Raw genomic sequence first — 22734 nt, 5'->3', positions numbered from 1 at the left:
CGCTCAACCCTTCAGGTTTTGCCAGTCCAGCCGGCGAGATGAGCCGCAGATCGGGACTGAACCAGTCGCCGAGATGCCGGCAGCGCCGGCTCTAACTGGGAGGAACTGAACGGTGGCAAGGGGCGTGTGCGCAGCCATGCCCCCCAACGGAACTCGTGATAAGGGATAAGGCGCTGTGGCTTGATTAGCCCCTCTTTCTTCAATTTCCAGACGAGGCTGCGGTACGAGTCGTCTTCAAGACCCAGGAGTGACAGGGGCAGCTTGGAGGGTTCCCATGGACCGTTGCCGCGTCCGTCCTGGAGATAGAGCCACCCCCGACTCTGCAGAGCTGGGAGCGCTGCATCGCGGCTGTCGCTGTCAAGCTCAGCGATGACGTAGCCATAGGTGGTAACACCGGGATCCATCTCCAGCAGTGCCCTCAGTCGATGGTGTCGATCCACCATCCAGAGCTGCCCAAGGCGGTTGCGCACGAGGGGCACCGGCTTGCCGCGCAGATAATCGAGACGTTCCTTCCTGTTTTCCTTGCTGAAGTCCCTCTGACGGCTCCGAACCTCCGCAAGCCCGACGCACATCTGCGTGGGCTGGAGATCACACACCCTGACTTCGATCAGCTTGTGATCATTGTCATGATCAGGAATCCGGTCGTAGCGAGGCAGATGCACACCAGACTCCAGGTCTCAATCGACCCAACCCTATGCGGATCTCACCGATTGGTTGGTTCGCTGATCTCGATCGCACCCTTTGAAGCCATTGAATTCAGACCCTTCAGAATGCTGGGTAGTTGAGCGTCAGCTGTGGTGGACCAGTCGTTTGATCTCGTAGTGCTCGGTGCCGGTTCCGGCGGCCTCGCGGCGGCCAAGCGGGCGGCACGTCATGGGGCTCGGGTTGCCATCATTGAAGGTGATCGTGTCGGTGGCACCTGCGTGATCAGGGGGTGTGTCCCCAAGAAACTGCTGGTCTATGGATCCCAGATGGCAGGACAGATGGAGGAGGCCTCCAGTTATGGCGTCCATCCGTCTGAGGTCCGGATTGATTCAGCACAGTTGCTTGCCAATGTGCGTGCTGAGGTGGACCGCCTCAATGCCATGCACATTGACTTTCTAGCGAAGGCCGGTGTCTCCCTGATCAAAGGCTGGGGACGCTTTGAGGATGACCATCACATTCTTGTTTCCGCTGACCCCGGTGGTGATCCCGAGCAACGCCTGCATGCTGAGAGGGTGCTGATCGGTGTCGGCGGGCGCCCTCAGCGTCCTGATATCCAAGGTGTCGAGCTGGGCTGGGTCAGCGACGACATGTTTTTGCTGGAGCGTTTCCCTGAGCGGATGGTTGTGGTGGGTGCTGGCTTCATCGCCTGCGAATTCGCGGGGATTCTCAGCGGCCTTGGTGTCGAAGTGACACAGCTGGTGCGCCGCGAACATCTGCTACGCGGTTTTGATGCCGAACTGGCAGCAGTCGTGCAGGAGGGGATGGCTGAGAAAGGCGTGAATGTGCAGTTCTCCACAGGCCCTGAAGCCATTGAGGGCAAGCCCGGAGACCTGGTTGTGCGCACCAATCGCGGGGATCAAATCTCCTGTGGGGGTGTACTTCTGGCCACTGGACGACGGCCTTTTCTGCAAGGTCTCAACCTCGATGCTGCGGGAGTGACGATCCATGGCCATCACATTCCCGTGGATGCTGATCAGCGCACCAATGTGCCCCATGTGTTCGCTGTTGGTGATGTGACCGATCGCATCTGCCTCACGCCTGTGGCGATTGATGAGGGTCGCGCCTTTGCTGACAGTGTCTATGGAGAGCGTCCGCGACAGGTGAGCCATGAATTGGTAGCCAGTGCCGTATTCAGTCAGCCTGAGCTGGCCACGGTGGGGTTGTCGGAAGAGGATGCCATCGCCCAATACGGTGCCGAGGGGGTGGTGATTCACCGGGCCCGTTTCCGCTCCATGGCACAGGCCCTACCTAAGTGCGGACCGCGTTGTCTGCTCAAGCTGGTCCTTGAAGTAGAAACCGAGCGCGTTCTGGGCTGTCACATGGTCGGCGAACATGCAGCAGAGATCATTCAGATGGCGGCGATCGCTGTTGGAATGGGAGCAACCAAGTCAGACTTTGATCGCACGATGGCTTTGCATCCAACGGTGTCGGAGGAATTCGTCACCATGGGCTAATGGCGTCACAACCACTCCGATCATGAGCTGATCAGCTCATGATCGGAGTGGTCCCAGGATCAGTTGTGCAGCCGTTGGTGAAGTGTTTCTGCCATGCGCAGTGCCAGGGCAATAGTGGTGAGACCTGGTCCCACGCTTGGGCAGCTTGGAAAAATACTGCTGTCGGTGATGTAGACGTTCTCAAGTTCATGGCACTTTCCATCTGCATCCACGACGGATGCGACGGGATCTTCACCCATTCGACAGGTGCCGCAGCCGTAGCCCACCACGCTGAGAGGTGCTTCGCCGCGGGGATGCACGGGCTCTGACGTCACCACCTTGGTGACCGGATCGGCCTCCACGGATTTGAGGGTGTCGATCCAGCGATACACCAGTCGGTCGTGGGCTTCCAGATTGTTATGGAGATAATTGATGCGGATCTGTTCTTTGTTCAGCCATACCTTGTTTTCTGGATCGGGAAGCACTTCGGTCATGGCCCACCAGGCGACTGATCGCGATGCCAGGCGCTCCAATCCAAAATCAGGAATCAACTTGCTGACCAGTGACAACACTGGCGGTGATTCTGCGAATAGTGCGTCCTGCAGCACTCCGCCTGCGGACTGAATGTGCCCCAGTGGGAACGTCACGTTCTTGTCTCCCCAGTAGTAGTCGTTGATGCCGAAGGAACGGGCGTAACGACCGCTGTTAGCTTCCGCGGAACGCTGCAGGATCGAGGTGAGCTGAACATTCATCAGGTTTCTACCCACCTGGTCTGACTTGTTGCTGAGGCCACGGGGGTGACGTTCGTTGCTAGATCGCAGCAGGATGGCCGGCGTATTGATTGCACCGGCTGCCAGTACCACCAGATCGGAGGAGAAAAGCCAGACCTCGCCGTCTACATCCGCCTCCACCCGCTTCACATCTCGTCCACTGGGGCTCACATGCAACCGCAGAACCTTGGACAGAGTTCGAACCTCCAGCTTGCTTGGGTCGGCCCTGTCTAGGCCGAAGAGCTGGGAGTCACCGCTGGGATCTTCTTTGCTTTCGGACCAGCTGAGAGGCAGGTCGTAAGGCTGGCAGCCGTGGCGCTGTAGCCCTTCGCGAAGCTGCTCGAGGAACGGCACCACCGGACGTGGCGCATGGTCGAAGTCTTTACTGCGTGCAGGCTCCGTGGGGTCGATATGGGCCTGACCGTGAACCCGGTAGAGCGTCTCAGCCTGGTCGTAGTAGGGAGCCAGATGGGCGTAATCGAAAGGCCAGGCTGGTGAAACACCATGCTGCAGTGACACCTCACCGAAATCCTTGTCGCGCATGCGTTCCAACACTGCTCCCCAGATCTTGGTGTTGCCACCCAGGCTGTAGGCGGTTTGAGGTGCGAAAGGGTCTCCATCTGGACCGAACCAGCGTTCATCCGTGGGGTGATAGCGATCCTTGCGGAGCAGATCTACATCGGCCACGTTTTGATCACTTAGTGCCATGGCTTCTCCTCGCTCTAGAAGCAGAACGCTTCTGCCCTGGCGGGTGAGCGCCCCTGCAAGAGTCCCTCCGCCGGCACCACTGCCGACGATGATGATGTCGTAATGGCGGTCGTCGATGATCATGGATGGCTGAGGTTGTTGAAAACTGAGTGATGCAGAAGCGATCAGCTGGTTCGCTGCCACACATAAATCAGCACATAAAGGATGATCCAGATCACATCCACGAAATGCCAGAACAGGCTCACTGCCGTGACGCCCATTTCCCCCTTGGCGTAGTTGTTTGGGCGGAAGGAACGCGCCAACATCAGGCCCATCAGCAGGATTCCTGTGATCACATGAAGGCCGTGAAAACCGGTCAGTAAGTAGAACGTTCCCCCGAATACTCCGCTGCTCAAGCTGAATGCCAGCTCTGACCACTCGACATATTGCCCATAGACGAAGTAACTTCCCATGGCCATTGTGAGTAGCCACATTGCCCGGAATCCCCAGAGATTCTCTTTGTGGAGATAGCGTTCAGCGAAGTAGGCAACAAAACTGGAGCTCACAAGAATGACTGTGTTGATTAATGGCATCCGTGTTTCGAGACCTTCGACACCTTCCGGAAGCCATTCGGGACTCGTGATCTTCAGCAGTGCATAACCAACAAAAAACGCCAGAAAGATAATGCTTTCCGAGCATAGAAATATGATAAATCCCGTCAAATTGTGCCCGTCATGTTTGATATGTCCGGGTTTGTGCTTGAGCGGTAAATCAACATTGGCGCTGGTCATTGTTCAGGCCTCCATGGAGCGTCGGACATAAAACTCCTCGTCTTCGACAAGGGGTTTGCCCAGGCCATAGCCATAGGGCTCGCTGATCACAGTGGGAATATCGTCTTCGAAATTTTCAGCCGGCGGCGGCGAGGGAAGCAACCACTCCAGTCCGATCGCTCTCCAGGGATTGGCGGGGGCTTTGGCACCCCTTGCCCAGGAGCTCACGATGTTGAGGATGAAGGGAATGGAAGCCACCCCCAACATGAAGGCTCCGATACTTGCAATCACATTCCAGAGGGCGAACTCAGGGTCATAGGAGGCAACGCGTCGAGGCATGCCGTAGAGGCCGGCCCAGTGCAGCGGAAGCCAGTTGAGAGTTGCACCAATGAAGGTGAGGGTGAAATGAATTTTTCCGAGCCCTTCGTAGTACATCCGGCCGGTGAATTTTGGGAACCAGTGATAGATGCCAGCGAAGATTCCAAAACCAATCGTGTTGAAAATGATGTAGTGAAAGTGGGCAACAACGAAATAGGTGTTGCCCACGTGGATATCGATGGGAACTGTGCCGAGCATGACGCCGGTGATGCCTCCGAAAATGAAATTCACAAGGCCCCCCAGAACGAATAACATCGGTGTGCTAAGACGGATCTTTGCCCCCCAGAGTGTTCCCAGCCAGGCAAATACTTTCACTCCGGTGGGTACAGCAATCAGCATGGTTGTGATCATCACCAGATTGCGCATCCACTGTGGCGTTCCGGTATAGAACATGTGATGCACCCAGACGATCAAGCCCAGGAAAGTGATGATGAATGAGGCCAATGCCACGAATTTGTAGCCGAATAGTGGTTTGCGTGAATAAACCGTGATTAGCTCTGAGAAGATGCCGAACACAGGCAGAACCATCACGTACACCGCAGGATGGGAGTAGAACCAGAAAAAGTGCTGGTAAAGCACTGGATCTCCTCCTCCTTCAGGTCGGAAGAAACTGGTTCCGAAACTGAGATCGAACATCAACATGATGGCTCCTCCCGTGAGTGCGGGTAGACCAATCAGCTGAAGAGTCTGGGCGGCCCATGCTGTCCAGACAAAGACGGGCATCTTGAAAAAGCCCATTCCGGGCGCCCGCATGCGGATGATCGTTGTGACGAAATTGATCGCACCCATGATCGATGACACCCCGGAGATCGCTACTGCCAGGATCCAGAGAAATTCACCATTGATTAGATGACCAAGAGGGTTCTGAATGCTGACCGGTGGATAGGACCACCACCCCGATGAGGCTGGTCCTCCAGGCACGAAGAAGCTGCTCAGTAGTACGACAGCAAAGACAGGCACCAGCCAGAAAGCTGCGGCGTTCAGCTTGGGAAAAGCCATGTCCGGAGCTCCGATCATGGTGGGGATCAACAGGTTGTTGAATCCATTCAGGACCGGGAACAGGAACAGGAACAGCATTACTGTCCCGTGCATTGTGTAGAGCCCGTTGTAGACACTCGGATCGACGAGATCTGCCGGAGGAGTGATCAATTCACCGCGCATGACCATGGCCAGGAGACCACCCACCATCAGGAAGAACAGTGACAGCCCGATGTACTGAATTCCGATCACTTTCGCGTCGGTGTTGAAACTGAAGAAGCGCTTCCAGTTGTCAGGAGCACCTGGAACAGGGTGGGGTGCCTTGAGCACTCTGGGGTCGTATTTGGCGCTGGTCATCGGGGTCAGGCGTCGTGGGGCGCTTCGGGATTACCGGGGTCGTTGACCATCGGTGGAGGAGCTGGGGGAACGGTCGCCCATCCACGGTCGCCGTCCTTGAGGCGTTTTTCGTAAAGGGCTGTGCCCGGGCTAAGGCCCTGGACCAGTGGGCGCTTGGCTGTGGTGGTCAGCCAGGAGGCGTACTCCTCTTCCGACTCGACAATCACGTCGGTCTGGTTGTTGGAGAAGTAAGCGCCGCTGAACATGGCATCGCGCAGCCTGAAGCGACCTTCACGGGTGGGCGTGATGCTGTACGAGATCACACTTCCTGGAATGATGTCCTGCTTGAGGCGGAACGCCGGAATGTAGAAGCTGTGAAGAACGTCTTCGGAGATCAGCAGAAAGTTGGCGCGCTGATTGAGCGGTAGATGCAGTTCTGAACTGCGCACGCCATCGGGGTAAACAAATTCCCAGGACCATTGCCTGGAAATCACCTCGATCGGTCCGATGTCGCGGCGTGCGTCCAGGGTGGCTACGGCATCGGGAGCCTGATTGAGCGCGACGTCGTATTTCTGCTTGGGCCCGAGCGAGGCAAGCTTCTCGTTCACCTGGATCGAATAAAAGGCCAGCGCCATGACAATGACAAAAGGGATCACCGTCCAGGTGATTTCGAGTTTGGTGTTGCCTTCAATCGGAAGACCATCACTTTCGTCGTACTTTTCAGCACGACTGAATAACAACGACCAGACAATGAAACCCACACAGCCGATGAACACGAAGGCGCCGATCCCGACCTCAAGGCTGAACAGATCATCCACATAAGGTGCAGCCGTGGATGCGGGCACTGGCAACCAGCCATAGGCCCAGCGCGACACCTGGAAACTCACTGCCACATCCAGTGCAGTGGAGACCAGGATCACGGCCAGCAGCCGGAGCGGCAGACCTTTTTTCGGGCTTTGGCGCGAGGACGTCATGGCAGTGCCTCCTTCAGATCCGCTCCAGCTGCAAGCAGTTGATCAGCTGTGATGTGCACGCCAAATTCACTGGCAAGCCAGGCACCAAGGCTTCCATGAACCCCCATGACTAAAAGGATGACGGCCCCGCAGGCGAGATACAGCCAGCTCACCTGGCGACCCAGGTCTTTGCGCCAGGCGAAGCGCTGGAAGCCGCGCCAAATGGTCATCGCAACGATGATCAGTAGTAGTGCCACCCCACCAATGGCGTGCCAAAGCATGGTGTCGATGGCGTTTTGGCCAATGACGCTGCGAATGCCAGGCAGCGGCACGGCCAGAAGCATTTCAAAGAAGCCTGCGGCCACTGTGAAAAAAGTGATCACGCTGCAGGCGAGGACGTTGTACCAGCCCACGTCATGGAAGCCAGTGCGCGTTACTGGGAGTGCAAGGAAACGGAAGATCCTTTTTTCCAGTGGATAGATCGCACCGGCGAAGTCAAATGCGATTCCGATTGCAAACAAGCCGATCGTGAAATGAACCAGGTTTGGGTGAATTGGAATCGTGTAAGGGAGATCATTCGCACCGAGCTGATCGACGATGTCATTGATGGGAGACGGAATCGCGATTATTGGCAACGGGACCGTGGGGTTCATGACACCGCTCCACTGCGGATAGCGTCGACGACCGGCACGGTGTGAAGCCCGTAGACCCAAACGAGCATGTCGCCCAGATACACCTGGCAGAACACCAGCGTGGCGAGCACTCCATCAATGACCAGAAACCCTGCTGGCAGACGAGTTGGATCTTTCTGGCGCACGACATAGCGACAGCCAGTAAATAGACCGAGAACGCCAGCCAGTGACCAGCCGATGGTGCTGTGGTAGTTGAGGATGTCCCGTGCTGCTCCGTAGGGACTGGCCAGACCTGCTTCGATCTGTCCGAAGATGATGGCTACAAAGATGGATACGGTGGCCACCACCAGATTCCAAAAGCTCACCTCGAAGAGGTTGCGCTTTTGTGTAATCACACCAACTAAATCGAACACAACTGAGATCAGCGCCATCGCGATCACGAAATGCACGATGATTGGATGGATTACATCCAGCCAAGGCAAATTTTTGTCGTTGAGAGGTGGAAGCAGCTCGAGCATCGGCAAGCCGCGCAACGCTCTCTAAGGATGAACAGCTTTCAGGGTGTGGTCATCCTTTCGTGAACGAATGCGAGCGTTGCTGTGACATGTGTCTTGATCCAAGCTCTTGTGCTTCAGCTCAGCTCATTGGGCTCTTTGAGTCGCTTGCGTTGAAGCTGTCGCCAATACAGCCCAGCCTGAACAACAATCACGACAATGACGGCCGGAACCACAAGGCAAAGCATCACCAGTCGAAATTCGTCCTGCCAGGTGGGCAGTGTGCGAGGCAGCACTTGATCGACCACGTAGAACACATAGAGGGCCAGCAGGATTCCACCCTCTAGACGGGTGATCCGGCCTTTGGTCCAGAAGATGGGCATGCAAGCCAGTGCGGTTAGCACCATGACCGGCATGTCGCGCTGAATCAAGAGGGGGCTCACCTGCAGACCGCCCGCTCCAGCGGCTGCCAGTGAGCTGGCGCCCAGCACGAGCAGATGGTTGAGCAGGTTGCTGCCTACAACATTGCCGATCGCCAGATCGGTTCGCCCCTTGATGGCGGCCACTAGCGACGTGATCAGTTCTGGCATGGAGGTGCCGGCAGACACGATTGTGAGTCCGATCACCGCTTCACTCACGCCCAAATAGGTCGCAGCACCGCTGGCACCGCTGACGAGAACCCGCGACCCCACACCCAGCAGCAGAATTCCGACCAACAGTGACAACACAGCTTTCAGGATGCCGCGCTTGCCCTGGTCGGGATTCACATCGGGCTCAGCTCCTTCAACACCTGCTGGCTCCTCTCGGGCTGTGCGAATTTCCCAGATTGAGTTGATCAACAGTGCGAGCAGAAGTGCTATGCCCGACTGCCAGGTCACCCTCCCCGCCGATGCCATGCCCCAAACCGCCGCGGACACAGCGATCATCACCGGCACATCCCTTCGAACGAGGCGGCTTTCGACGCGCAGTGGCATCACCACAGCACTGCTACCAAGCACCACCATCACGTTGAAGATGTTGCTGCCCACCACGTTGCTCACGGCCAGGGAATCCAATCCACGCAAAACGGAATTGACACTCACGAACAGCTCCGGAGCGCTGGTTCCGATCGAAACCACAGTGAGTCCGATCACCAGTTGAGGGATTCCGAAAATCAGCGAGAGCGTCACCGCCCCCTGGACGAAGACTTCTCCCCCTGCAAACAAGAGGCCGATCCCGATGAGGACCTCCAGGGCGGATGTCAGAAAGTCGGGCATCTTGCGTCGCAGCCTGCCCTTATTCTGCGATGCCACCCAGTGCTCGTCAGGGAGCGACCCTGCGCGGATTCAGGCCATTGCTCTGACAGGGAATTAGCATTCCGCCACATTCGAAACGGTTTGGCGTGCTTCTTAATCACATCAGTACGCGCAACGTTCGCGGGGATGTTTTCGGTGGTGTGACGGCAGCTGTCGTGGCATTGCCGATGGCCCTCGCCTTTGGTGTGGCCTCCGGAGCTGGAGCGGCTGCCGGACTTTGGGGAGCTGTGATCATCGGCCTGGTGGCATCGCTCTTCGGTGGCACTCCCACGCTGATTTCTGAGCCGACTGGACCGATGACGGTGGTGTTCACCGCCGTCATTCTCAGTTTCACAAGCCAGATTCCCGACAAAGGGACTGCTCTGGCGATGGCCTTCACCGTGGTGGTTCTGGCTGGCGTGTTCCAGATCCTGTTTGGTTTTTTCCGTCTAGGCCGCTACATCACGATGATGCCCTACACGGTGATTTCGGGATTCATGTCCGGGATCGGTGTGATCTTGGTGATCCTGCAGTTGGCTCCCTTTCTGGGACAGAGCAGTCCCTCCGGGGGTGTGATTGGGACCTTGAATTCGCTCCCGGAATTGATATCGGGTGTTCAGCCTCTTGAGCTTGCACTGGCCGTGATCACTTTGTTGATCTTGTGGTTCACACCCGAGCAGTTCAAGCGGTTCTGCCCTCCACAGCTTCTGGCTCTCGTGGTGGGCACTGTGTTGTCTCTCACTCTCTTCGGTGATGTTGAACTGCGCAGGATTCCCGAATTCACAGCCGAATTTCCCCGTTTCATTCCTCCGACCTTTTCGGGCGATCAGATTCGATTGATGGTGGTCAATGGTGCTGTGCTCGGCATGCTCGGATGCATTGATGCTCTGCTCACCTCTGTGGTGGCTGACAGCCTGACCCGCACAGAGCACGATTCCAATAAGGAGCTCATCGGACAGGGCCTTGGCAATGTGATCTCTGGTTTGTTCGGGGGGCTGCCGGGAGCTGGAGCGACCATGGGCACCGTGGTCAATATTCAGGCGGGTGGTCGCTCTGCCCTGTCCGGCATCGTCCGCGCACTGATTCTGATGCTGGTGATTCTGCTTGCCGCGCCGCTGGCCTCCCAGATTCCCTTGGCAGTATTGGCAGGTATTGCCCTGAAAGTGGGCTTCGACATCATTGACTGGAGCTTCCTTCAGCGCGCTCATCACCTTTCGATTAAAGCGGCATGCATCACTTACGGGGTGATTGCACTCACCGTGCTGGTTGACCTGATCTGGGCTGTATTCATTGGTGTTTTCGTGGCCAATGTGCTCACCATCGAACGGATGACGGCCCTGCAGGCCCGCGGAGTCAAAACCATCAGCACCACCGATGATGACGTTGAACTTCCTGAAAATCAGCAAGCATTGCTGGATCAGGCGGCTGGTCGTCTGCTGCTCTTCCAACTCACCGGTCCGATGATCTTCGGTGTGGCCAAGACCATCAGCCGTGAACACAACGCCATCGAAGATTGTGAAGCCGTGTTGTTTGATCTGACGGAGGTCTCTCATCTCGGAGTGACTGCATCATTGGCCCTTGAAAACGCCATTAAGGAAGCCGTTGAAGTTGGCCGGTCTGTTTATCTGGTGGTGATGAACGGTTCCACCCGCAATCGCCTCGAGAAGCTGAAGCTGCTTGAGCTTCTGCCCGAACACCATGTGAGCGACGATCGGGAGGAGATTCTGCGTCGTGCAGTGGGTCAGCTCCCCGTCCTTCAGGAGGTCTGACTTGGCGGAGGTGCCAATGTCCCTCGAGCTTCGCCGTCCGGATGACTGGCATGTGCACCTCAGGGACGGAGCCATGCTTTGGGCTGTGCTGCCAGCCACAGCTCGAACTTTTGCTCGGGCCATTGTGATGCCCAACCTGCGCCCACCGGTGGCCTCGGTGGATGCAGCGTTGGCGTACCGCAGCAGAATTCTTGAGGCTTTACCTGAGGGGATCCGTTTTGAGCCGCTGATGACGGCTTATCTCACAGACGATCTCGATCCCGATGAGCTGGCGAAAGGATTCACTCAGGATGTGTTTCGAGCGGCCAAGTTGTATCCCGCCAATGCAACCACCAATTCAGCGGCCGGTGTCAGTGATCTGTCCAAAATCTCCTCCGTGCTGTCATGCATGGAGTCCATCGACATGCCTCTGCTGATCCACGGAGAAGTCACGGATCCTGATGTGGATGTCTTCGACCGTGAAGCCCTGTTCATCGAACGGCATCTGAAACCGCTCCGCCAGCGCCATCCTCGGTTACGCATTGTGCTCGAGCACATCACCACTGAGGAATCAGCGATCTATATCCGAGACGCTTATCAGAGTGGTGATGAACGTATCGCCGCCACGATTACTCCGCATCATCTGCATCTCAACCGCAATGCCATGTTTGTGGGCGGCTTGAGAAGCGACTTCTACTGCCTCCCGGTTGTGAAGCGGGAATGTCATCGAAGGGCATTGGTGAAGGCTGCGACCAGTGGCTTGCCCTGCTTCTTCCTTGGCACCGATTCCGCTCCTCACCCCCGATCAGGCAAGGAGTCAGCCTGCGGTTGTGCGGGCATCTTCAATGCGCTTCATGCATTAGAGAGCTACGCCGCCATCTTTGAACAGGAGGGCGCGCTCGAATATCTCGAAGGCTTTGCCAGTGAGCATGGTCCGCGCTTTTACGGCCTGCCTCTCAACACCGACACCATCACACTTGCCCGGCGGGATCAACGGGTTCCCTCACGTTTGGTTCCGCCGGCATCAATCTGCTGCGGGGATGACGCACTACCGGATGGTGAATTGCCGCTGTTGTTTCATGCCGGTGAAACGCTTGCATGGACTGTTGAAGTTAATAGTTAGCTGGTGATGCAGTGAATCGGGGGTTAGCCCCCGTGGAGATATCGAAAATCTTTTGAATCTGACTAGTCTTTCATTAGGTCTATCGTTAAGCATAAGTTGTAGAGATAATGGGGGGCGGAGAGTTCTTCACCTAAATCCAGCCATCGATGGCTTTGTGTAGGTGCCCTTAGAAGCCTTGATGCTATTGACGCACTATTCTGCTGGGTAAGACGTGCGCCGAATGCTATCAAGTAAGTTGCCATTTTGTCTTGGTAAAATTGGGTTTATTGCTTGTTAATACCACTTGTAAAGGGTGTGTATTTGTCTGAGCTTATTTTGGATTTAAAGTTGCTCAATGGTTTTGGAATGAGTCGAGTTAGTAGAAGCCATTGTGTTTGAGTTGCTAAGTCGCCTGAAACGGTCCGGATTGGTTCTTCACTCTTCAATGGCAGGGTTTCCGTGATTTGCCAGAGATCAACGAGCAGTGCATGCCTCTGAATGAATAGAGGTATGTGTTGTCTTTGCCATCACCGCCAACGTTGAAGCTGAGTGATCATTTTGGTGACAATGGCTGTCCAGCCTGTCTGGTGACTGGCTCCCAACCCAGCGCCAGTGCAGCCGTTGAAGTATTCATTGAATTGGAACAGATCGCGCCATACAGCATCGTCCTGGAACTGGGCCATCTCTCCGTTGAAGGCGCGGCGACCCGAGGCATCTTGCCGGAAGATTCCGACCAGTCGTTGTTCCAGTTCCAGTGAAATTTGCCAGAGGTTCAGTTCACGCCCTGAGCCGGTTGGAAACTCCATCTTGAATTCGTCACCGAGAACGTGGCCGAACTTCTGCAGGGCCTCAATTAGCAGATAGTTGATCGGCATCCAGACCGGACCTCGCCAGTTGGAGTTACCACCGAACATGGCAATCGGACTGTCGCCAGGGCAGTAGCTGATGGTGGCGCAGTCGTCACCCTGTTGATAGGTATAGGGAGTCTTCTGGTACGCCTTGGACAGACTTCGGATGCCGTAAGCAGAGAGAAACTCCTCTTCGTCGAAGACCCTGGTGAGAATTCGACGCAGTCGATCGGGAGGCACGATTGAGTAGAGCACGCGATCGCGATGCCATGTGCCGAGATGATTGATTCCATCAAAAGGTGCCCCTCGCTCTTCAGCCAGTTCATTGAGATAGCTGCGCACATCGAGGGATGGGATCTCCCTCACTGTCGCTGCATCAAACGTAGCGACTGCAAGCAGAGGAATCAGCCCACTCAGTGACCGTGTGCGTAGGTAATCACTGCTGCCGTCCGGTCGCTTCAGCACGTCGTAATAGAACCCATCCTCTTCGTCCCAATTGACGTAGCCACGCCCGGAAGGACTGTTCAAGGCGTACGTGAGACGACTGAAGTCAGCGACGAAGCGCTCGCAGAGACTCGTGTATTCCTCTCTGTCTTCGGCAAGCAGAACGCATGCCTCCAGCATGTTCAGGCTGAGCATGCCCATCCATGCCGTACCGTCCGACTGCTCGATGCGGCTTCCGTCTTTTAGCGGATAGCGGCGATCGAAGATCGCGATGTTGTCGAGTCCGAGGAAGCCACCTTCAAACAGGCTGTCGCCATTGCGGTCGGTGCGGTTAGCCCACCAGCCGTATTCCAGCAGCAGTTCGCGAAGACTTGCACGCAGAAACGGATAATCCTTGTGGCCATAGCGGCGATTGGAGATCATGAAGATCCGCAGTGCCGCCCAGGCTCCGATCGGAGGATTGGAGTCGGACAGTGCCCATTCGTAGGCCGGGGACTGGCCGTTGTTGGCGGTGTAAGAAGCCTGGCGCAACATGCGTGACTGACGCTTTGCTTCACCCGGGTCAATCTCTGCGAAGGCCACGGCATGGAACATCAGGTCCCACTGACAGAAGTAGGGATACTCCCAGCAGTCGGGCATGGAGATGATGTTGCGTGCTCGCAGGTTGCGCCAATAGGCGTTGTCGGTTTGCCAGCGTTCTACTGGTGGTTTGGCTGAGTTGCTGTCGCCGCGCAGCCAGCGAGCCACGTACCAGTTGTAGAACTTGCGGCACCAAAACAGACCAGCCGCTGCTGCGGCATGAATCGCTCTGTCTTCGTCGTTTAGTCCTGGGGCTACCCAGTGCAGATGCTCTTGCCAGTCCTGGCGACGTTGCTCAATGAGGGCAGTAATTGTGGCGGACTCGACGCTGCCTTGTGCTGTTGTCCCTGCGGTGTCGTATTTGCGCAGCCTGAGATCAATCTCCCAGATCTCGCCGGGCTTGAGTTCGCGCTGCAGGTGGAGAGCTGCCTTGCTTCCTGTTTGATTGGGATTCACGGCATCGAGCTTGCCTTCGGTCAGATAACGGTGAAAGGCATCTTTCACATAGGGCTGCTTCAGAGGCTGGTTGTAAAGCCGCTGGGTGTTGGTCTCGTTTTCGGTGAACAGCCATGTTCCCTGTTCGCTGCAACTCAGGCCGTAGGAGCCGAGTCCCTCAACTGCACTGCTGACGAGCAGATCCTCCTTCAGGTGTAGTGATGGTGTGTTGCCGTCGTTCTCTCTGTTTTCACCCCAGCTCCAAGTGTTGCGAAACCAAAGTGTGGGAAGCAAATGGAGTTCAGCCTGCTCCGGTCCACGGTTGGTGATGGTGAAACGGATGACCACATCCTCTGGTGAGGCCTTGGCGTACTCCACCTCCAGATCGAAGAATCGATTGTTATCAAAAATGCCGGTGTGAATCAGTTCGTATTCGTTCTGGTGTCTACCGCGGCACCGGTTTTCATCTCTTAGTTGCTTGTAAGGGAAGCTTTTCTGAGGGTACCGATACAACGCTTTGGCATAACTTCCTGTGGGCGTTCCGGCCAGGTGATACATCATGTCCTTGATGTCTTCACCGTGATTGCCTTCCGGATTACCTAGACCGAAAAGGCGTTCTTTCAGAACAGGGTCTTTTCCGTTCCAGAGTGTCGGGGCGAAACAGAGCAGACCCTTTTCATCACAAAGGCCGAGCAGGCCGTCTTCGCCCCAGCGGTATGTGCGTAGATGGCTGTGGTCAAAGGGAAACGAGTCCCAGGCACTGCCGTCTGCGGAGTAGTCCTCTCGAACGGTTCCCCACTGTCTGTCGCTGAGATAGGTGCCCCATCGATCCCAGGGTTGATGCCCATCGTCGCGCTCGCGGCAACGAATCAGCTCTGCAGGTTCCTCTCCAAGCTCTGCGTTGAAGATCACAGAAGTTGCCATGAACGAAGCACCCTCATGCTTCGAAGTTAATGAGGGTGATCTCGAATGCCCATGACAAAACGGCTTGTATCACTACCGGTGGTGGGGGCGGGGGGACTTGAACCCCCACAGGATTTTCATCCCAAACGATTTTAAGTCGCGTGCGTCTACCGATTCCGCCACGCCCCCAGGTGCCACCGGCACCGCCTTGGCATTCTAGATTCCCTCCAGAAGGCCCATTCTGCAGACCATGGAGACTCTCCTCAACGCGGTTTCCCTGGATACCTGGCTTGTGATCGGTGCCTATATCGTCCTGGGTGGTGCCTACCTAGTGGTAGTTCCCCTTCTTCTTTACGCCTGGATGACCCGCCGCTGGACCGTGATGGGTAAATACGAGCGTTTGGGGATTTACTCGCTGGTGTTCCTGTTTTTTCCAGGATTGATTGTGTTTGCTCCATTCCTCAATCTGCGTTTCAGCGGTCAGGGTGAGGTCTGAGAATTGACACGTGCCGGTGTTCTGAAACTTGGCTTGGGTCTTCTGCTCGCTGGTGGTTTGGGCTATTGGCTGTTTGAAGCTCTTGGGCTGGAGGGGTTTTCTGCGGGAATCGCAGCCGAAGCCCTTCTTGTCGTGGTGGTGGTGATCTGGACCAGCTCCTATCTGTTCAGAGTGGTGACGGGACGCATGACTTACATGCAGCAACGCCGTCGCTATCGCAGCGGTTACGACCAGCTCACCGCTCAACAGCTTCAGGAGCGGTTCGATGCCATGACTCCAGAGCAGCAGCAGGCACTGATGGCCTCTATCGCTGAAGAGGAGACCACCCAAGCATCTGAGTAGTTTCAGCCGACCTCTAGGCTCGCCTGCATCACAGTTTCAGAATCCGTGACAGAGCAGTCTTCACGCATTGCAGAGGTCTTTGTGAAGACCGCCGTTGAGCAGCGTCTGGCACTGATGCCTTTCGTGATGGCTGGTGATCCTGATCTTCAGAGCACGGCAGATGTGTTGCTCAGTCTTCAAAATCATGGGGCTGATGTGGTGGAGCTCGGCATTCCCTACAGCGACCCTTTGGCAGATGGACCAGTGATCCAGGCTGCGGCTCATCGAGCTCTTGAACAGAAAACAACCCCGGCAAAAGTGCTGGAGATGTTGGGTGGATTGCGTGAACAACTCACGATGCCGGTGGTGCTGTTCACTTACAGCAACCCACTGCTGAATCGAGGAGCAGAACGCTTTTTTTCTGAAGCTGCTGCCGCTGGTGTTTCTGGTTTGGTTGTACCTGACCTCCCCCTTGAGGAAGCGGAACGTTTGTCTCCACTTGCAGCACAACATGGCCTTGATCTTGTTTTGTTGGTGGCACCCACCACTCCGGAAGAGCGCATGGAACGTATCGCTGCTTCCAGTCGTGGGTTCACTTATCTGGTTTCTGTGACTGGTGTCACCGGAGAACGCTCAACTCTTCAAGAACGTGTCGGCCAATTAGTCACTTCTTTGAAGCGATGCGATGCGGGTCCTGTTGCTGTGGGATTTGGAATCTCTGGTCCTGAGCAGGTCCGTCAGGTGCGTGCATGGGGCGCTGATGGAGCCATTGTTGGTAGTGCCTTAGTCAAAAGAATCGCCGCTGCACAACAAGGTTGCGCAGCGGCGGAAGCAGGTGATTTTTGCCGTGAGCTGCGTGCAGCAGCCGGCTGAAAATCACTCTTCGTCTTCGTCAGTGCCACCAACGGGAACGAGGCGGATTTGTTTGCGACCCAGCTTGATTTCGAACTCATCACCAGGCTTTAGATCAAGCATGGCTGTATATGCCTTGCCGATCAACAGGTTGCCGTTTCCTTGGACAGTTGCCACGTAGGAAAGTTTGCGACCACCTTTGCCAATACCAGCGGAACCGCCACCTAGATCAATGCCTTTGGCATTGAGAAGAGCTTCGTAGAAAGCAGTGAAATTAACGCGATCAGAACCATCCTTTTTTTTAGAGACATAACCACAGGCAGTAGCCAGGTCTGTCTTGGAGACGTCACCTAAATCCTTGACCTTTGCAAGGAGTTCAGCACCAGTGAGCATCATCATAAAAATAATCTACCCTCTGAACATAGCGCTTAGTGTGCAGTATGCGCCAACCATTCGGTGCAGATTTTTTCAACCGGAGGTGAAACTATGGCCCGATTCGTTCTCTGGGGGACCTATTGCGACAACGCATTGGAAAAAAGAGCTCCGTTTCGTGATGAGCATCTCGAGCGGCTCAAAGCCCTCAAGGAAAGTGGGACATTGATCACCCTTGGTCCCACTGTTGGCAGTACACACGTTTTCGCAGTCTTTGAGTCCGACAGTGAATCAACTGTGCGCGCTCTGCTTGAAGCAGATGTCTACTGGCGAGAGGGAATTTGGACTCAACTGGATGTTTATCCATGGGTCCAGGCATTCTGAGCCTGCTGCCAGATCCATTCGGCAACCACGATGTCATTCCCTTCTCCGAGAGCATCGGCATAACCGCTCATTTGGCCAATGCCTTCACGGGCAATCTGTGCAATCGCTTGAGCATTGTTGAGCTCTCGTTTCTCGAGGGCCGTAAGTTTTAGTGTTCGTCCTCGACGAATGATGTTTCCGCCATTGGGATGACATCCAGCGCAATGCAGATCAAACAGCTGCGCTCCTGATCCACTCAAGCCCCAGACGCTGGAACTCTGCCAGAACAGTGTTAGCAGCATCAGTGCACCTGCCAGCAGAGTTCTCATCATCTATCGGTAGGTGATTTCAGTCTGCCTTGGTGCAAGCCATTGGTTGGGTCTGAATCGGTGGGTTGTCAGGATCAGAACAGTTGTCTTTGATCTGATGGCGGAAGAGGATCTGCAGCGTTTTCTGTTGAAGGTCCAACAGCTCAATGCATTGGTCAGCAGTCTTGAGGCCAATCCGGAGCGTCGTCGTCAATTAGCGGCCTGCTCGGATCACAATGCGGTCGTGCAATTGGCGCGGTTATGGGGATACCGCATCGACCGACGCTGGGGAGAGCCGAGTGTGGAGGGACCAGGTTTCTCCAATCTGCTGGCTGGGCCACTGGCAGCTTCAGGGCATGAAATCGAAGACGAGTTGTGTTCCGGCGAGGGTTGGAGGCTGATGAGGATCAGTTCCAACGGATCACGTAGTCCGGATGGTTTCTGGTATCAACAGAAAGAGCATGAGTGGCTCACCTTGTTGAAGGGGAGCGCGCTCCTACGTCTTGAAGATCCAGAGGAATGCGTTGAACTCAGCGTGGGGGATCAACTGATGCTCTCAGCTGGTCGACGTCATCGGGTTGAGCGGACGGATGCTCATCCTGGAACGGTATGGCTTGCTCTCTACTGGAATGAGCGTCCAAGCGAGTATCCGGTTCAGCCGATCGTTTAACAAGCCAGTAAGCCCCCGCCAACGCGATGGCGGAGACGCCAAGGCCGATCAAAAGCTGTGGTTTGTCTTCCGCGCCTTTGGGCAACACAATGACTTTCCTGGCTACGGCCGTGAGTGCGGTGACCAGCACTAGTTCAATCTGGACGACGTGGCGACGCAGGTAACTGGTGATGTTTTGCAGCACTTCCAGTGCGATCAAGACCGTCAGCAGATCACCAAGGATGCGAATCAGACCATCACCCAGCCAGTAGGAATCCTGTTCATTGGTGATCAGCGAAAGAGCCACGCGGATTGTGAGCTGCACGATCGAAGCAGCGATCACAACAGCAGTGATGATGGTGAGCAGGATGGCGACCTGCTTTTCCCCTGCATCAACCCATTGCAGGAAACTTCGGCGTTTGCGACGAGACTGAATCACTGGGCTCAGTTGTTGCTGAACGGGTTGTAAAAGGGCTTGGCGGGTGTGTCGCCAGGGGGATTTTGGATCTTGGTGTTACAGGTGATGGAACCATCCGCTCCTTCGACGCAGTCCGTGGGAACCACAGTGCTCTGTTCTCCCGTACGACTGTTGGGGCCGAGCAACCAGACCTCTGATTGAGCCGTCGCTGCCTGCGGAAGCGTCGCGCTGACAGCCGTGATGAGGCTGACGCCGAGCAGTCGTTGCGGGACGGAGGCCATTGAGAACCAAACGGATAACCCCATGTTGCCTGCGATCGGGTTCAGCCGGTGCAGTCATCTCTAATTTCTCGCAGCAGTAGATCCAGTTGACCGAAGGGGTCGGCACCGTTCTGAGGGGCACCTGCGCCTGAAGCCTCATTCGCAGGCATTTCCGGATTGGCTGCCCATTCGGCTTCGATGGAGCACAGCCGGGCTGCCAGCCGAGGCATGCCCCCAAGGACATGTTCACGCTCTAGGACCTCCATCAGGGCAGGCATGCGGGTGGATGTTGCTCTCAGGCTGCGGCGCAGGTCTGACTGTGTACGCCCCTGCTGCTTCAGCCAGTCCTTGAGCAGTGCTGCAAGCTCATCCTCCAATTCGCGTGACCAGCGGGTCATGGACATTGGGTCGGGAACCATTGATCCAGTCTGCGTTGTGCCCGTTGCCTGATCTCGGGTGTGATGTGATTCCGGCAAAGACCCATGACTGCGGTGATTGCCACCAGATCATCACTGAAACCAGCCACTGGCAAGAGGTCCGGGATTAGATCGGTGGGGACTAGGAGATAGGTCAGTGCTGCTAGCAGGGTCAGCCTCGCCTGAGGAGGCGTTGCTGGATCAAGCATCATCTCGAGCGCCTCAAGGGCTGGGCGGGCAATGGATCGTCCAGCCCGCTTCAGCAGCTGACGGAATGCCGACTCATCAATCACTTCACTGTCGAGCACTTCTGCATCCACCACTTCCCCGTTGAAGCTGGTGTCGAACTCCGAGTGGCCTGAAGAGGAGCTCGAGGTCATGGCAGAAGTAGCGCAGCAGTCAGCATGAACAGTCTCACCCTGTGAGCGGATTGGCCAGCAGGAGAGCCGATCCCGGGAGGGTGGGTTCCCGTTTAGACGCTCATCTCGACGAGGCCATGCTGGATACCGGTTTTGCGCAGTTTGCGCAATGCACGTTGGACCACCTGGCGACAGTATTCACGGCTGCAGTTCATGTGCCGGGCCACCTCAGCAAGCGTGCGCCATTCGTGGCTGCCGTCGAGGCCGAAGCGCAGCATCACCACCGTTCGTTCCTTGGGAGTGAGATTGGATTTGTCCAGCAGCTTCCAGGCCGAAGCCGTTCTTTCAGCGATTTCCGCCCGTTCCATCGGTGGAATTTCATCACTTGGCAAAACGTCAACGAGTTCTGATGGATCTGACTTTGACTTCACGACTCCCTGAAGGCTGACCGTCACACTGCGTAACTCACAACCCAGCAGATCTTCCACCTCGCTGAGGGAGATTTGCATCGACTCCGAAAGTTGTTCCGATGTTGGAGGTAAGCCATTGCTCTGCATCAGTCGAGCTTTGGCAGCACGCAGTTTGGTGAGTTTTTCATTCACATTTACGGGTATGCGAATAGTTCGGCTCTGGGTTGAAAGAGCACGGTTCAGGCCCTGACGAATCCACCAGTAGGCGTATGTGGAAAAGCGGTGACCGCGAGTTGGGTCGTATTTCTCGACGGCGCGTGTGAGTCCAAGGGTGCCTTCTTGAATCAGATCCAAGAGGTCAAGTCCCTTGCCCTGGTATCGCTTTGCAAGATTGACTACCAACCTGAGGTTGGAGGTGATCATCTGATTCTTGGCCCGCTCCCCTCGTTTAATCGTGCGTTTCTCTTCGTCGTTGTATTCACATGCGGATCCACTTCCACCGGCAAGCAGACAGCGCTCATTCAGAGCGACCATCGCCTGAACTTTTCGACCCATTGTTAACTCCTGTTCAGGAGTCAATAGTTGATGTCTGCCGATTTCGCCCAGAAATGCACTCAGTGAACTCACCATCACATGTATGCCAGGTTTCATTGAACCTAGGGCGAATGGCTTTTTATCTGGTGCGTGTAATGAAGACTGCGGAATTCATATTTCAGTCGTAATTCTGAATTTGTACCGAATTCAACTTTTGTTCATAATGTGATTCGTATCACTTCATATTTGCGTTGGATTTGTTGTGCAGACCTTCCGCATGGAAGCAGCGGAGGTTTCCTCTCAGCCGCTACTGTCGCCAGCAACAAATGATTCGAGCTCATGTTGCTGGCCACTGCGCTAACGCCGGAGATCGCCAAGAGTGCTGGAGTGGCCTATGTCCACTACCTGAGCTTCATGCTCTGCTTCGCGGCCTTGGTGGTGGAGCGCCGGCTGATTCGTCCAGATCCTGACCGCAGGACCGCCACGGCCATGGTGATCACCGACATCATTTATGGAATCGCAGCACTCGCTCTGCTGTTGACCGGGATTCTGCGGGTGCTCTATTTCGGTCAGGGCAGCGACTTTTACACCGAAAACCCTCTGTTCTGGTGGAAAGTCGGTCTTTACCTGAGTGTCGGAGGGCTTTCGCTTTATCCCACAGTCACTTACATCCTGTGGGCGATTCCGCTCCGTAAAGGTGAACTGCCCAAGGTGGGCCAGGCGCTGGCAACCCGTCTGGGGTGGATCATCAACGTGGAGCTCGTGGGATTTGCCCTGGTTCCGATGCTCGCCACACTGATGGCCAGGGGTGTTGGTCTTTCCGCTGCCTGAGTAACAAGTTCGATGCTTGACGACCCCTGTCCACCAGTTCAGCAGGTTCGCAGGCTTGAGGGTCAGCCCTTCACTGCCGCGGCTCCTGAAACAGCACCTGGATATGGGGCGCGTTTGGCGACCACGGCTTTCGGTATTCCGTCCCTGCCTCGCTGGTGTGTGTGGGTCGAGCCTTCAGCTGATGAGGTGCCGGATCGATGGGAGCGTCGCTGGCTGAATGCCGTTGATGCTGCTTTGGATCATTGGATGCCTTTCTTGCCGATCACGCGTGTCAGTGATCCCAACCGGGCTCACGTTCGGGTCGAACGTCGTCGGCCGCTTCGGCGAAAGCTGGCGGGCGGCTGGCGAGCCAGTAATGGTCGTGCCGTGCTGCAACTGCTGGAGGTTCAGCGCGAAGACATCTGGCGACTGGAACCAGGTGTGACCGTGATGGTGTCACCGGAGCTGAGGGCACAGTCTCTGCAGGCCACCGCGTTGCATGAGCTGGGCCATGCTTTCGGTCTCTGGGGCCATAGCGTTGATCCCACTGATGCCCTTGCACCGGTGCAAGGAGCATCGCCAGTGCTCGCTCCATCTGCTGGTGATCGACGCACTCTCAACTGGTTGCGTGATCAGCCCACTCGTTTTGGCAAGCCCTTCAAGCCTGCCGATGCCGCCGCGCAGTGACGACGTTTTT

Annotated in this window: 25 protein-coding genes, 1 tRNA gene and 1 pseudogene; 10 read left to right on the top strand and 17 right to left on the bottom strand. The window is 55.9% G+C overall.

From position 1 onward, the window contains the following. Positions 1 to 11: 11 nt before the first annotated feature. Positions 12 to 662, bottom strand: coding sequence for a ParB-like protein (locus tag SynBIOSU31_RS09880; RefSeq protein ID WP_255477189.1), 651 nt, complete (start codon positions 660 to 662; stop codon positions 12 to 14). 135 nt (positions 663 to 797) lie between these two features. Between SynBIOSU31_RS09880 and gorA the strand changes: the two genes are divergently transcribed. After that, a complete protein-coding gene (gene gorA, locus SynBIOSU31_RS09875) occupies positions 798 to 2159 on the top strand; it encodes a glutathione-disulfide reductase (RefSeq protein WP_186489595.1) in 1362 nt (453 codons plus the stop codon). 59 nt (positions 2160 to 2218) lie between these two features. Here gorA and SynBIOSU31_RS09870 read toward each other — a convergent pair whose 3' ends face one another. The 7 genes from SynBIOSU31_RS09870 to SynBIOSU31_RS09840 all read right to left on the bottom strand — a co-directional run bounded on the left by SynBIOSU31_RS09870 (position 2219) and on the right by SynBIOSU31_RS09840 (position 9392). After that, on the bottom strand, positions 2219 to 3739 hold the full coding sequence (locus SynBIOSU31_RS09870; RefSeq protein ID WP_186492969.1) for a GMC oxidoreductase: 1521 nt from the start codon (positions 3737 to 3739) through the stop codon (positions 2219 to 2221). 41 nt (positions 3740 to 3780) lie between these two features. Further along, positions 3781 to 4386 (bottom strand): cytochrome c oxidase subunit 3, encoded by a 606-nt coding sequence (locus tag SynBIOSU31_RS09865; RefSeq protein ID WP_186489594.1) that lies wholly within the window; start codon positions 4384 to 4386, stop codon positions 3781 to 3783. A gap of 3 nt (positions 4387 to 4389) precedes the next feature. After that, the gene (locus tag SynBIOSU31_RS09860) at positions 4390 to 6078 is read right to left on the bottom strand and encodes a cytochrome c oxidase subunit I (RefSeq protein WP_186489592.1); all 1689 of its coding nucleotides are present in this window, start codon (positions 6076 to 6078) and stop codon (positions 4390 to 4392) included. Positions 6079 to 6083: 5 nt separating this feature from the next. Further along, positions 6084 to 7031 (bottom strand): cytochrome c oxidase subunit II, encoded by a 948-nt coding sequence (locus SynBIOSU31_RS09855; protein WP_186489591.1) that lies wholly within the window; start codon positions 7029 to 7031, stop codon positions 6084 to 6086. Further along, positions 7028 to 7663, bottom strand: a complete 636-nt coding sequence (locus SynBIOSU31_RS09850) for a DUF2231 domain-containing protein (RefSeq protein ID WP_186489590.1) — start codon at positions 7661 to 7663, stop codon at positions 7028 to 7030. The genes SynBIOSU31_RS09855 and SynBIOSU31_RS09850 overlap by 4 nt, the downstream gene beginning before the upstream one ends. Next, the gene (locus SynBIOSU31_RS09845) at positions 7660 to 8160 is read right to left on the bottom strand and encodes a DUF2231 domain-containing protein (protein WP_186489589.1); all 501 of its coding nucleotides are present in this window, start codon (positions 8158 to 8160) and stop codon (positions 7660 to 7662) included. Before SynBIOSU31_RS09845 ends, SynBIOSU31_RS09850 begins: the two co-directional genes overlap by 4 nt. Before the next feature lie 113 nt (positions 8161 to 8273). Beyond that, complete coding sequence (locus SynBIOSU31_RS09840) at positions 8274 to 9392, bottom strand: calcium/sodium antiporter (protein WP_186489588.1); 1119 nt, start codon at positions 9390 to 9392, stop codon at positions 8274 to 8276. Between the two features lie 125 nt (positions 9393 to 9517). On the opposite strand from SynBIOSU31_RS09840, the gene SynBIOSU31_RS09835 reads away from it, so the two are divergent. Then, positions 9518 to 11179, top strand: a complete 1662-nt coding sequence (locus SynBIOSU31_RS09835; protein ID WP_186489583.1) for a SulP family inorganic anion transporter — start codon at positions 9518 to 9520, stop codon at positions 11177 to 11179. A gap of 16 nt (positions 11180 to 11195) precedes the next feature. Continuing rightward, positions 11196 to 12281: a dihydroorotase gene (pyrC, locus tag SynBIOSU31_RS09830; RefSeq protein ID WP_186489581.1), complete on the top strand. Its 1086-nt coding sequence runs from the start codon at positions 11196 to 11198 to the stop codon at positions 12279 to 12281. A gap of 506 nt (positions 12282 to 12787) precedes the next feature. Here the strand turns inward: pyrC and SynBIOSU31_RS09825 are convergent. Further along, positions 12788 to 15490, bottom strand: coding sequence for an MGH1-like glycoside hydrolase domain-containing protein (locus SynBIOSU31_RS09825; protein WP_186489579.1), 2703 nt, complete (start codon positions 15488 to 15490; stop codon positions 12788 to 12790). A 79-nt stretch (positions 15491 to 15569) separates the two neighbouring features. Beyond that, positions 15570 to 15658: transfer RNA gene (locus tag SynBIOSU31_RS09820), tRNA-Leu, on the bottom strand. A 61-nt stretch (positions 15659 to 15719) separates the two neighbouring features. Between SynBIOSU31_RS09820 and SynBIOSU31_RS09815 the strand changes: the two genes are divergently transcribed. From SynBIOSU31_RS09815 to trpA, 3 genes are read left to right on the top strand one after another with little or no spacing between them, the layout of a single operon-like run. Continuing rightward, entirely contained in the window at positions 15720 to 15965 is a 246-nt protein-coding gene (locus SynBIOSU31_RS09815; RefSeq protein WP_186489577.1) for an NAD(P)H-quinone oxidoreductase subunit L, read from the top strand. Between the two features lie 3 nt (positions 15966 to 15968). Further along, the gene (locus tag SynBIOSU31_RS09810) at positions 15969 to 16307 is read left to right on the top strand and encodes a DUF3007 family protein (RefSeq protein ID WP_067092961.1); all 339 of its coding nucleotides are present in this window, start codon (positions 15969 to 15971) and stop codon (positions 16305 to 16307) included. 45 nt (positions 16308 to 16352) lie between these two features. Beyond that, on the top strand, positions 16353 to 17159 hold the full coding sequence (gene trpA, locus SynBIOSU31_RS09805) for a tryptophan synthase subunit alpha (protein WP_186489575.1): 807 nt from the start codon (positions 16353 to 16355) through the stop codon (positions 17157 to 17159). Between the two features lie 3 nt (positions 17160 to 17162). Here trpA and SynBIOSU31_RS09800 read toward each other — a convergent pair whose 3' ends face one another. Beyond that, positions 17163 to 17531 carry an AbrB family transcriptional regulator gene (locus tag SynBIOSU31_RS09800; protein ID WP_186492968.1) on the bottom strand — a complete coding sequence of 123 codons (369 nt, stop codon included), beginning with the start codon at positions 17529 to 17531 and terminating at the stop codon, positions 17163 to 17165. A gap of 93 nt (positions 17532 to 17624) precedes the next feature. Here SynBIOSU31_RS09800 and SynBIOSU31_RS09795 point away from each other — a divergent pair, with 93 nt between their 5' ends. Further along, complete coding sequence (locus SynBIOSU31_RS09795) at positions 17625 to 17894, top strand: YciI family protein (RefSeq protein WP_186489573.1); 270 nt, start codon at positions 17625 to 17627, stop codon at positions 17892 to 17894. Here the strand turns inward: SynBIOSU31_RS09795 and SynBIOSU31_RS09790 are convergent. After that, the gene (locus SynBIOSU31_RS09790; protein ID WP_186492967.1) at positions 17870 to 18202 is read right to left on the bottom strand and encodes a c-type cytochrome; all 333 of its coding nucleotides are present in this window, start codon (positions 18200 to 18202) and stop codon (positions 17870 to 17872) included. The genes SynBIOSU31_RS09795 and SynBIOSU31_RS09790 overlap by 25 nt on opposite strands. A 97-nt stretch (positions 18203 to 18299) precedes the next feature. Here SynBIOSU31_RS09790 and SynBIOSU31_RS09785 point away from each other — a divergent pair. After that, positions 18300 to 18749 (top strand): annotated as a pseudogene (locus SynBIOSU31_RS09785) (Nif11 domain/cupin domain-containing protein); the annotation flags it as partial. Here SynBIOSU31_RS09785 and SynBIOSU31_RS09780 read toward each other — a convergent pair. The 5 genes from SynBIOSU31_RS09780 to SynBIOSU31_RS09760 form a co-directional block, all read right to left on the bottom strand. Further along, entirely contained in the window at positions 18712 to 19269 is a 558-nt protein-coding gene (locus SynBIOSU31_RS09780) for a phosphate-starvation-inducible PsiE family protein (protein ID WP_255477188.1), read from the bottom strand. The pseudogene SynBIOSU31_RS09785 and the gene SynBIOSU31_RS09780 sit on opposite strands and share 38 nt — an antisense overlap. Before the next feature lie 5 nt (positions 19270 to 19274). Further along, positions 19275 to 19529 carry a hypothetical protein gene (locus SynBIOSU31_RS09775; protein WP_186489571.1) on the bottom strand — a complete coding sequence of 85 codons (255 nt, stop codon included), beginning with the start codon at positions 19527 to 19529 and terminating at the stop codon, positions 19275 to 19277. A 41-nt stretch (positions 19530 to 19570) separates the two neighbouring features. Continuing rightward, a complete protein-coding gene (locus SynBIOSU31_RS09770) occupies positions 19571 to 19906 on the bottom strand; it encodes a hypothetical protein (protein ID WP_186489570.1) in 336 nt (111 codons plus the stop codon). After that, positions 19903 to 20304 (bottom strand): YkvA family protein, encoded by a 402-nt coding sequence (locus SynBIOSU31_RS09765; RefSeq protein WP_186489569.1) that lies wholly within the window; start codon positions 20302 to 20304, stop codon positions 19903 to 19905. Before SynBIOSU31_RS09765 ends, SynBIOSU31_RS09770 begins: the two co-directional genes overlap by 4 nt. Positions 20305 to 20396: 92 nt before the next feature. Further along, positions 20397 to 21323, bottom strand: coding sequence for a sigma-70 family RNA polymerase sigma factor (locus SynBIOSU31_RS09760; protein WP_186492966.1), 927 nt, complete (start codon positions 21321 to 21323; stop codon positions 20397 to 20399). A gap of 243 nt (positions 21324 to 21566) precedes the next feature. On the opposite strand from SynBIOSU31_RS09760, the gene SynBIOSU31_RS09755 reads away from it, so the two are divergent. Together SynBIOSU31_RS09755 and SynBIOSU31_RS09750 are read left to right on the top strand one after the other, a co-directional pair. Further along, positions 21567 to 22058, top strand: coding sequence for a DUF2214 family protein (locus SynBIOSU31_RS09755; RefSeq protein ID WP_186489568.1), 492 nt, complete (start codon positions 21567 to 21569; stop codon positions 22056 to 22058). 12 nt (positions 22059 to 22070) lie between these two features. Continuing rightward, a complete protein-coding gene (locus SynBIOSU31_RS09750) occupies positions 22071 to 22724 on the top strand; it encodes a peptidase (RefSeq protein WP_186489567.1) in 654 nt (217 codons plus the stop codon). Positions 22725 to 22734 lie beyond the last annotated feature (10 nt).

The sequence above is a fragment of the Synechococcus sp. BIOS-U3-1 genome (assembly GCF_014279975.1).
Lineage (GTDB): Bacteria > Cyanobacteriota > Cyanobacteriia > PCC-6307 > Cyanobiaceae > Synechococcus_C.
This window is presented reverse-complemented; position numbering and strand designations above follow the sequence as displayed.

Excerpts from the sequence above, each read along its gene's own strand:
- SynBIOSU31_RS09755 (WP_186489568.1), top strand. The coding sequence starts at position 21,567 with ATGTTGCTGGCCACTGCGCTAACGCCGGAGATCGCCAAGAGTGCTGGA.
- SynBIOSU31_RS09845 (WP_186489589.1), bottom strand. The coding sequence starts at position 8,160 with ATGCTCGAGCTGCTTCCACCTCTCAACGACAAAAATTTGCCTTGGCTG.
- SynBIOSU31_RS09775 (WP_186489571.1), bottom strand. The coding sequence starts at position 19,529 with ATGGCCTCCGTCCCGCAACGACTGCTCGGCGTCAGCCTCATCACGGCT.
- SynBIOSU31_RS09770 (WP_186489570.1), bottom strand. The coding sequence starts at position 19,906 with ATGACCCGCTGGTCACGCGAATTGGAGGATGAGCTTGCAGCACTGCTC.
- pyrC (WP_186489581.1), top strand. The coding sequence starts at position 11,196 with ATGTCCCTCGAGCTTCGCCGTCCGGATGACTGGCATGTGCACCTCAGG.
- SynBIOSU31_RS09855 (WP_186489591.1), bottom strand. The coding sequence starts at position 7,031 with ATGACGTCCTCGCGCCAAAGCCCGAAAAAAGGTCTGCCGCTCCGGCTG.
- SynBIOSU31_RS09790 (WP_186492967.1), bottom strand. The coding sequence starts at position 18,202 with ATGAGAACTCTGCTGGCAGGTGCACTGATGCTGCTAACACTGTTCTGG.
- SynBIOSU31_RS09795 (WP_186489573.1), top strand. The coding sequence starts at position 17,625 with ATGGCCCGATTCGTTCTCTGGGGGACCTATTGCGACAACGCATTGGAA.
- SynBIOSU31_RS09765 (WP_186489569.1), bottom strand. The coding sequence starts at position 20,304 with ATGACCTCGAGCTCCTCTTCAGGCCACTCGGAGTTCGACACCAGCTTC.
- SynBIOSU31_RS09850 (WP_186489590.1), bottom strand. The coding sequence starts at position 7,663 with ATGAACCCCACGGTCCCGTTGCCAATAATCGCGATTCCGTCTCCCATC.
- SynBIOSU31_RS09750 (WP_186489567.1), top strand. The coding sequence starts at position 22,071 with ATGCTTGACGACCCCTGTCCACCAGTTCAGCAGGTTCGCAGGCTTGAG.
- SynBIOSU31_RS09840 (WP_186489588.1), bottom strand. The coding sequence starts at position 9,392 with ATGCCCGACTTTCTGACATCCGCCCTGGAGGTCCTCATCGGGATCGGC.
- SynBIOSU31_RS09860 (WP_186489592.1), bottom strand. The coding sequence starts at position 6,078 with ATGACCAGCGCCAAATACGACCCCAGAGTGCTCAAGGCACCCCACCCT.
- SynBIOSU31_RS09815 (WP_186489577.1), top strand. The coding sequence starts at position 15,720 with ATGGAGACTCTCCTCAACGCGGTTTCCCTGGATACCTGGCTTGTGATC.
- SynBIOSU31_RS09870 (WP_186492969.1), bottom strand. The coding sequence starts at position 3,739 with ATGATCATCGACGACCGCCATTACGACATCATCATCGTCGGCAGTGGT.
- SynBIOSU31_RS09800 (WP_186492968.1), bottom strand. The coding sequence starts at position 17,531 with ATGCTCACTGGTGCTGAACTCCTTGCAAAGGTCAAGGATTTAGGTGAC.
- SynBIOSU31_RS09760 (WP_186492966.1), bottom strand. The coding sequence starts at position 21,323 with ATGGTGAGTTCACTGAGTGCATTTCTGGGCGAAATCGGCAGACATCAA.
- SynBIOSU31_RS09865 (WP_186489594.1), bottom strand. The coding sequence starts at position 4,386 with ATGACCAGCGCCAATGTTGATTTACCGCTCAAGCACAAACCCGGACAT.
- SynBIOSU31_RS09825 (WP_186489579.1), bottom strand. The coding sequence starts at position 15,490 with ATGGCAACTTCTGTGATCTTCAACGCAGAGCTTGGAGAGGAACCTGCA.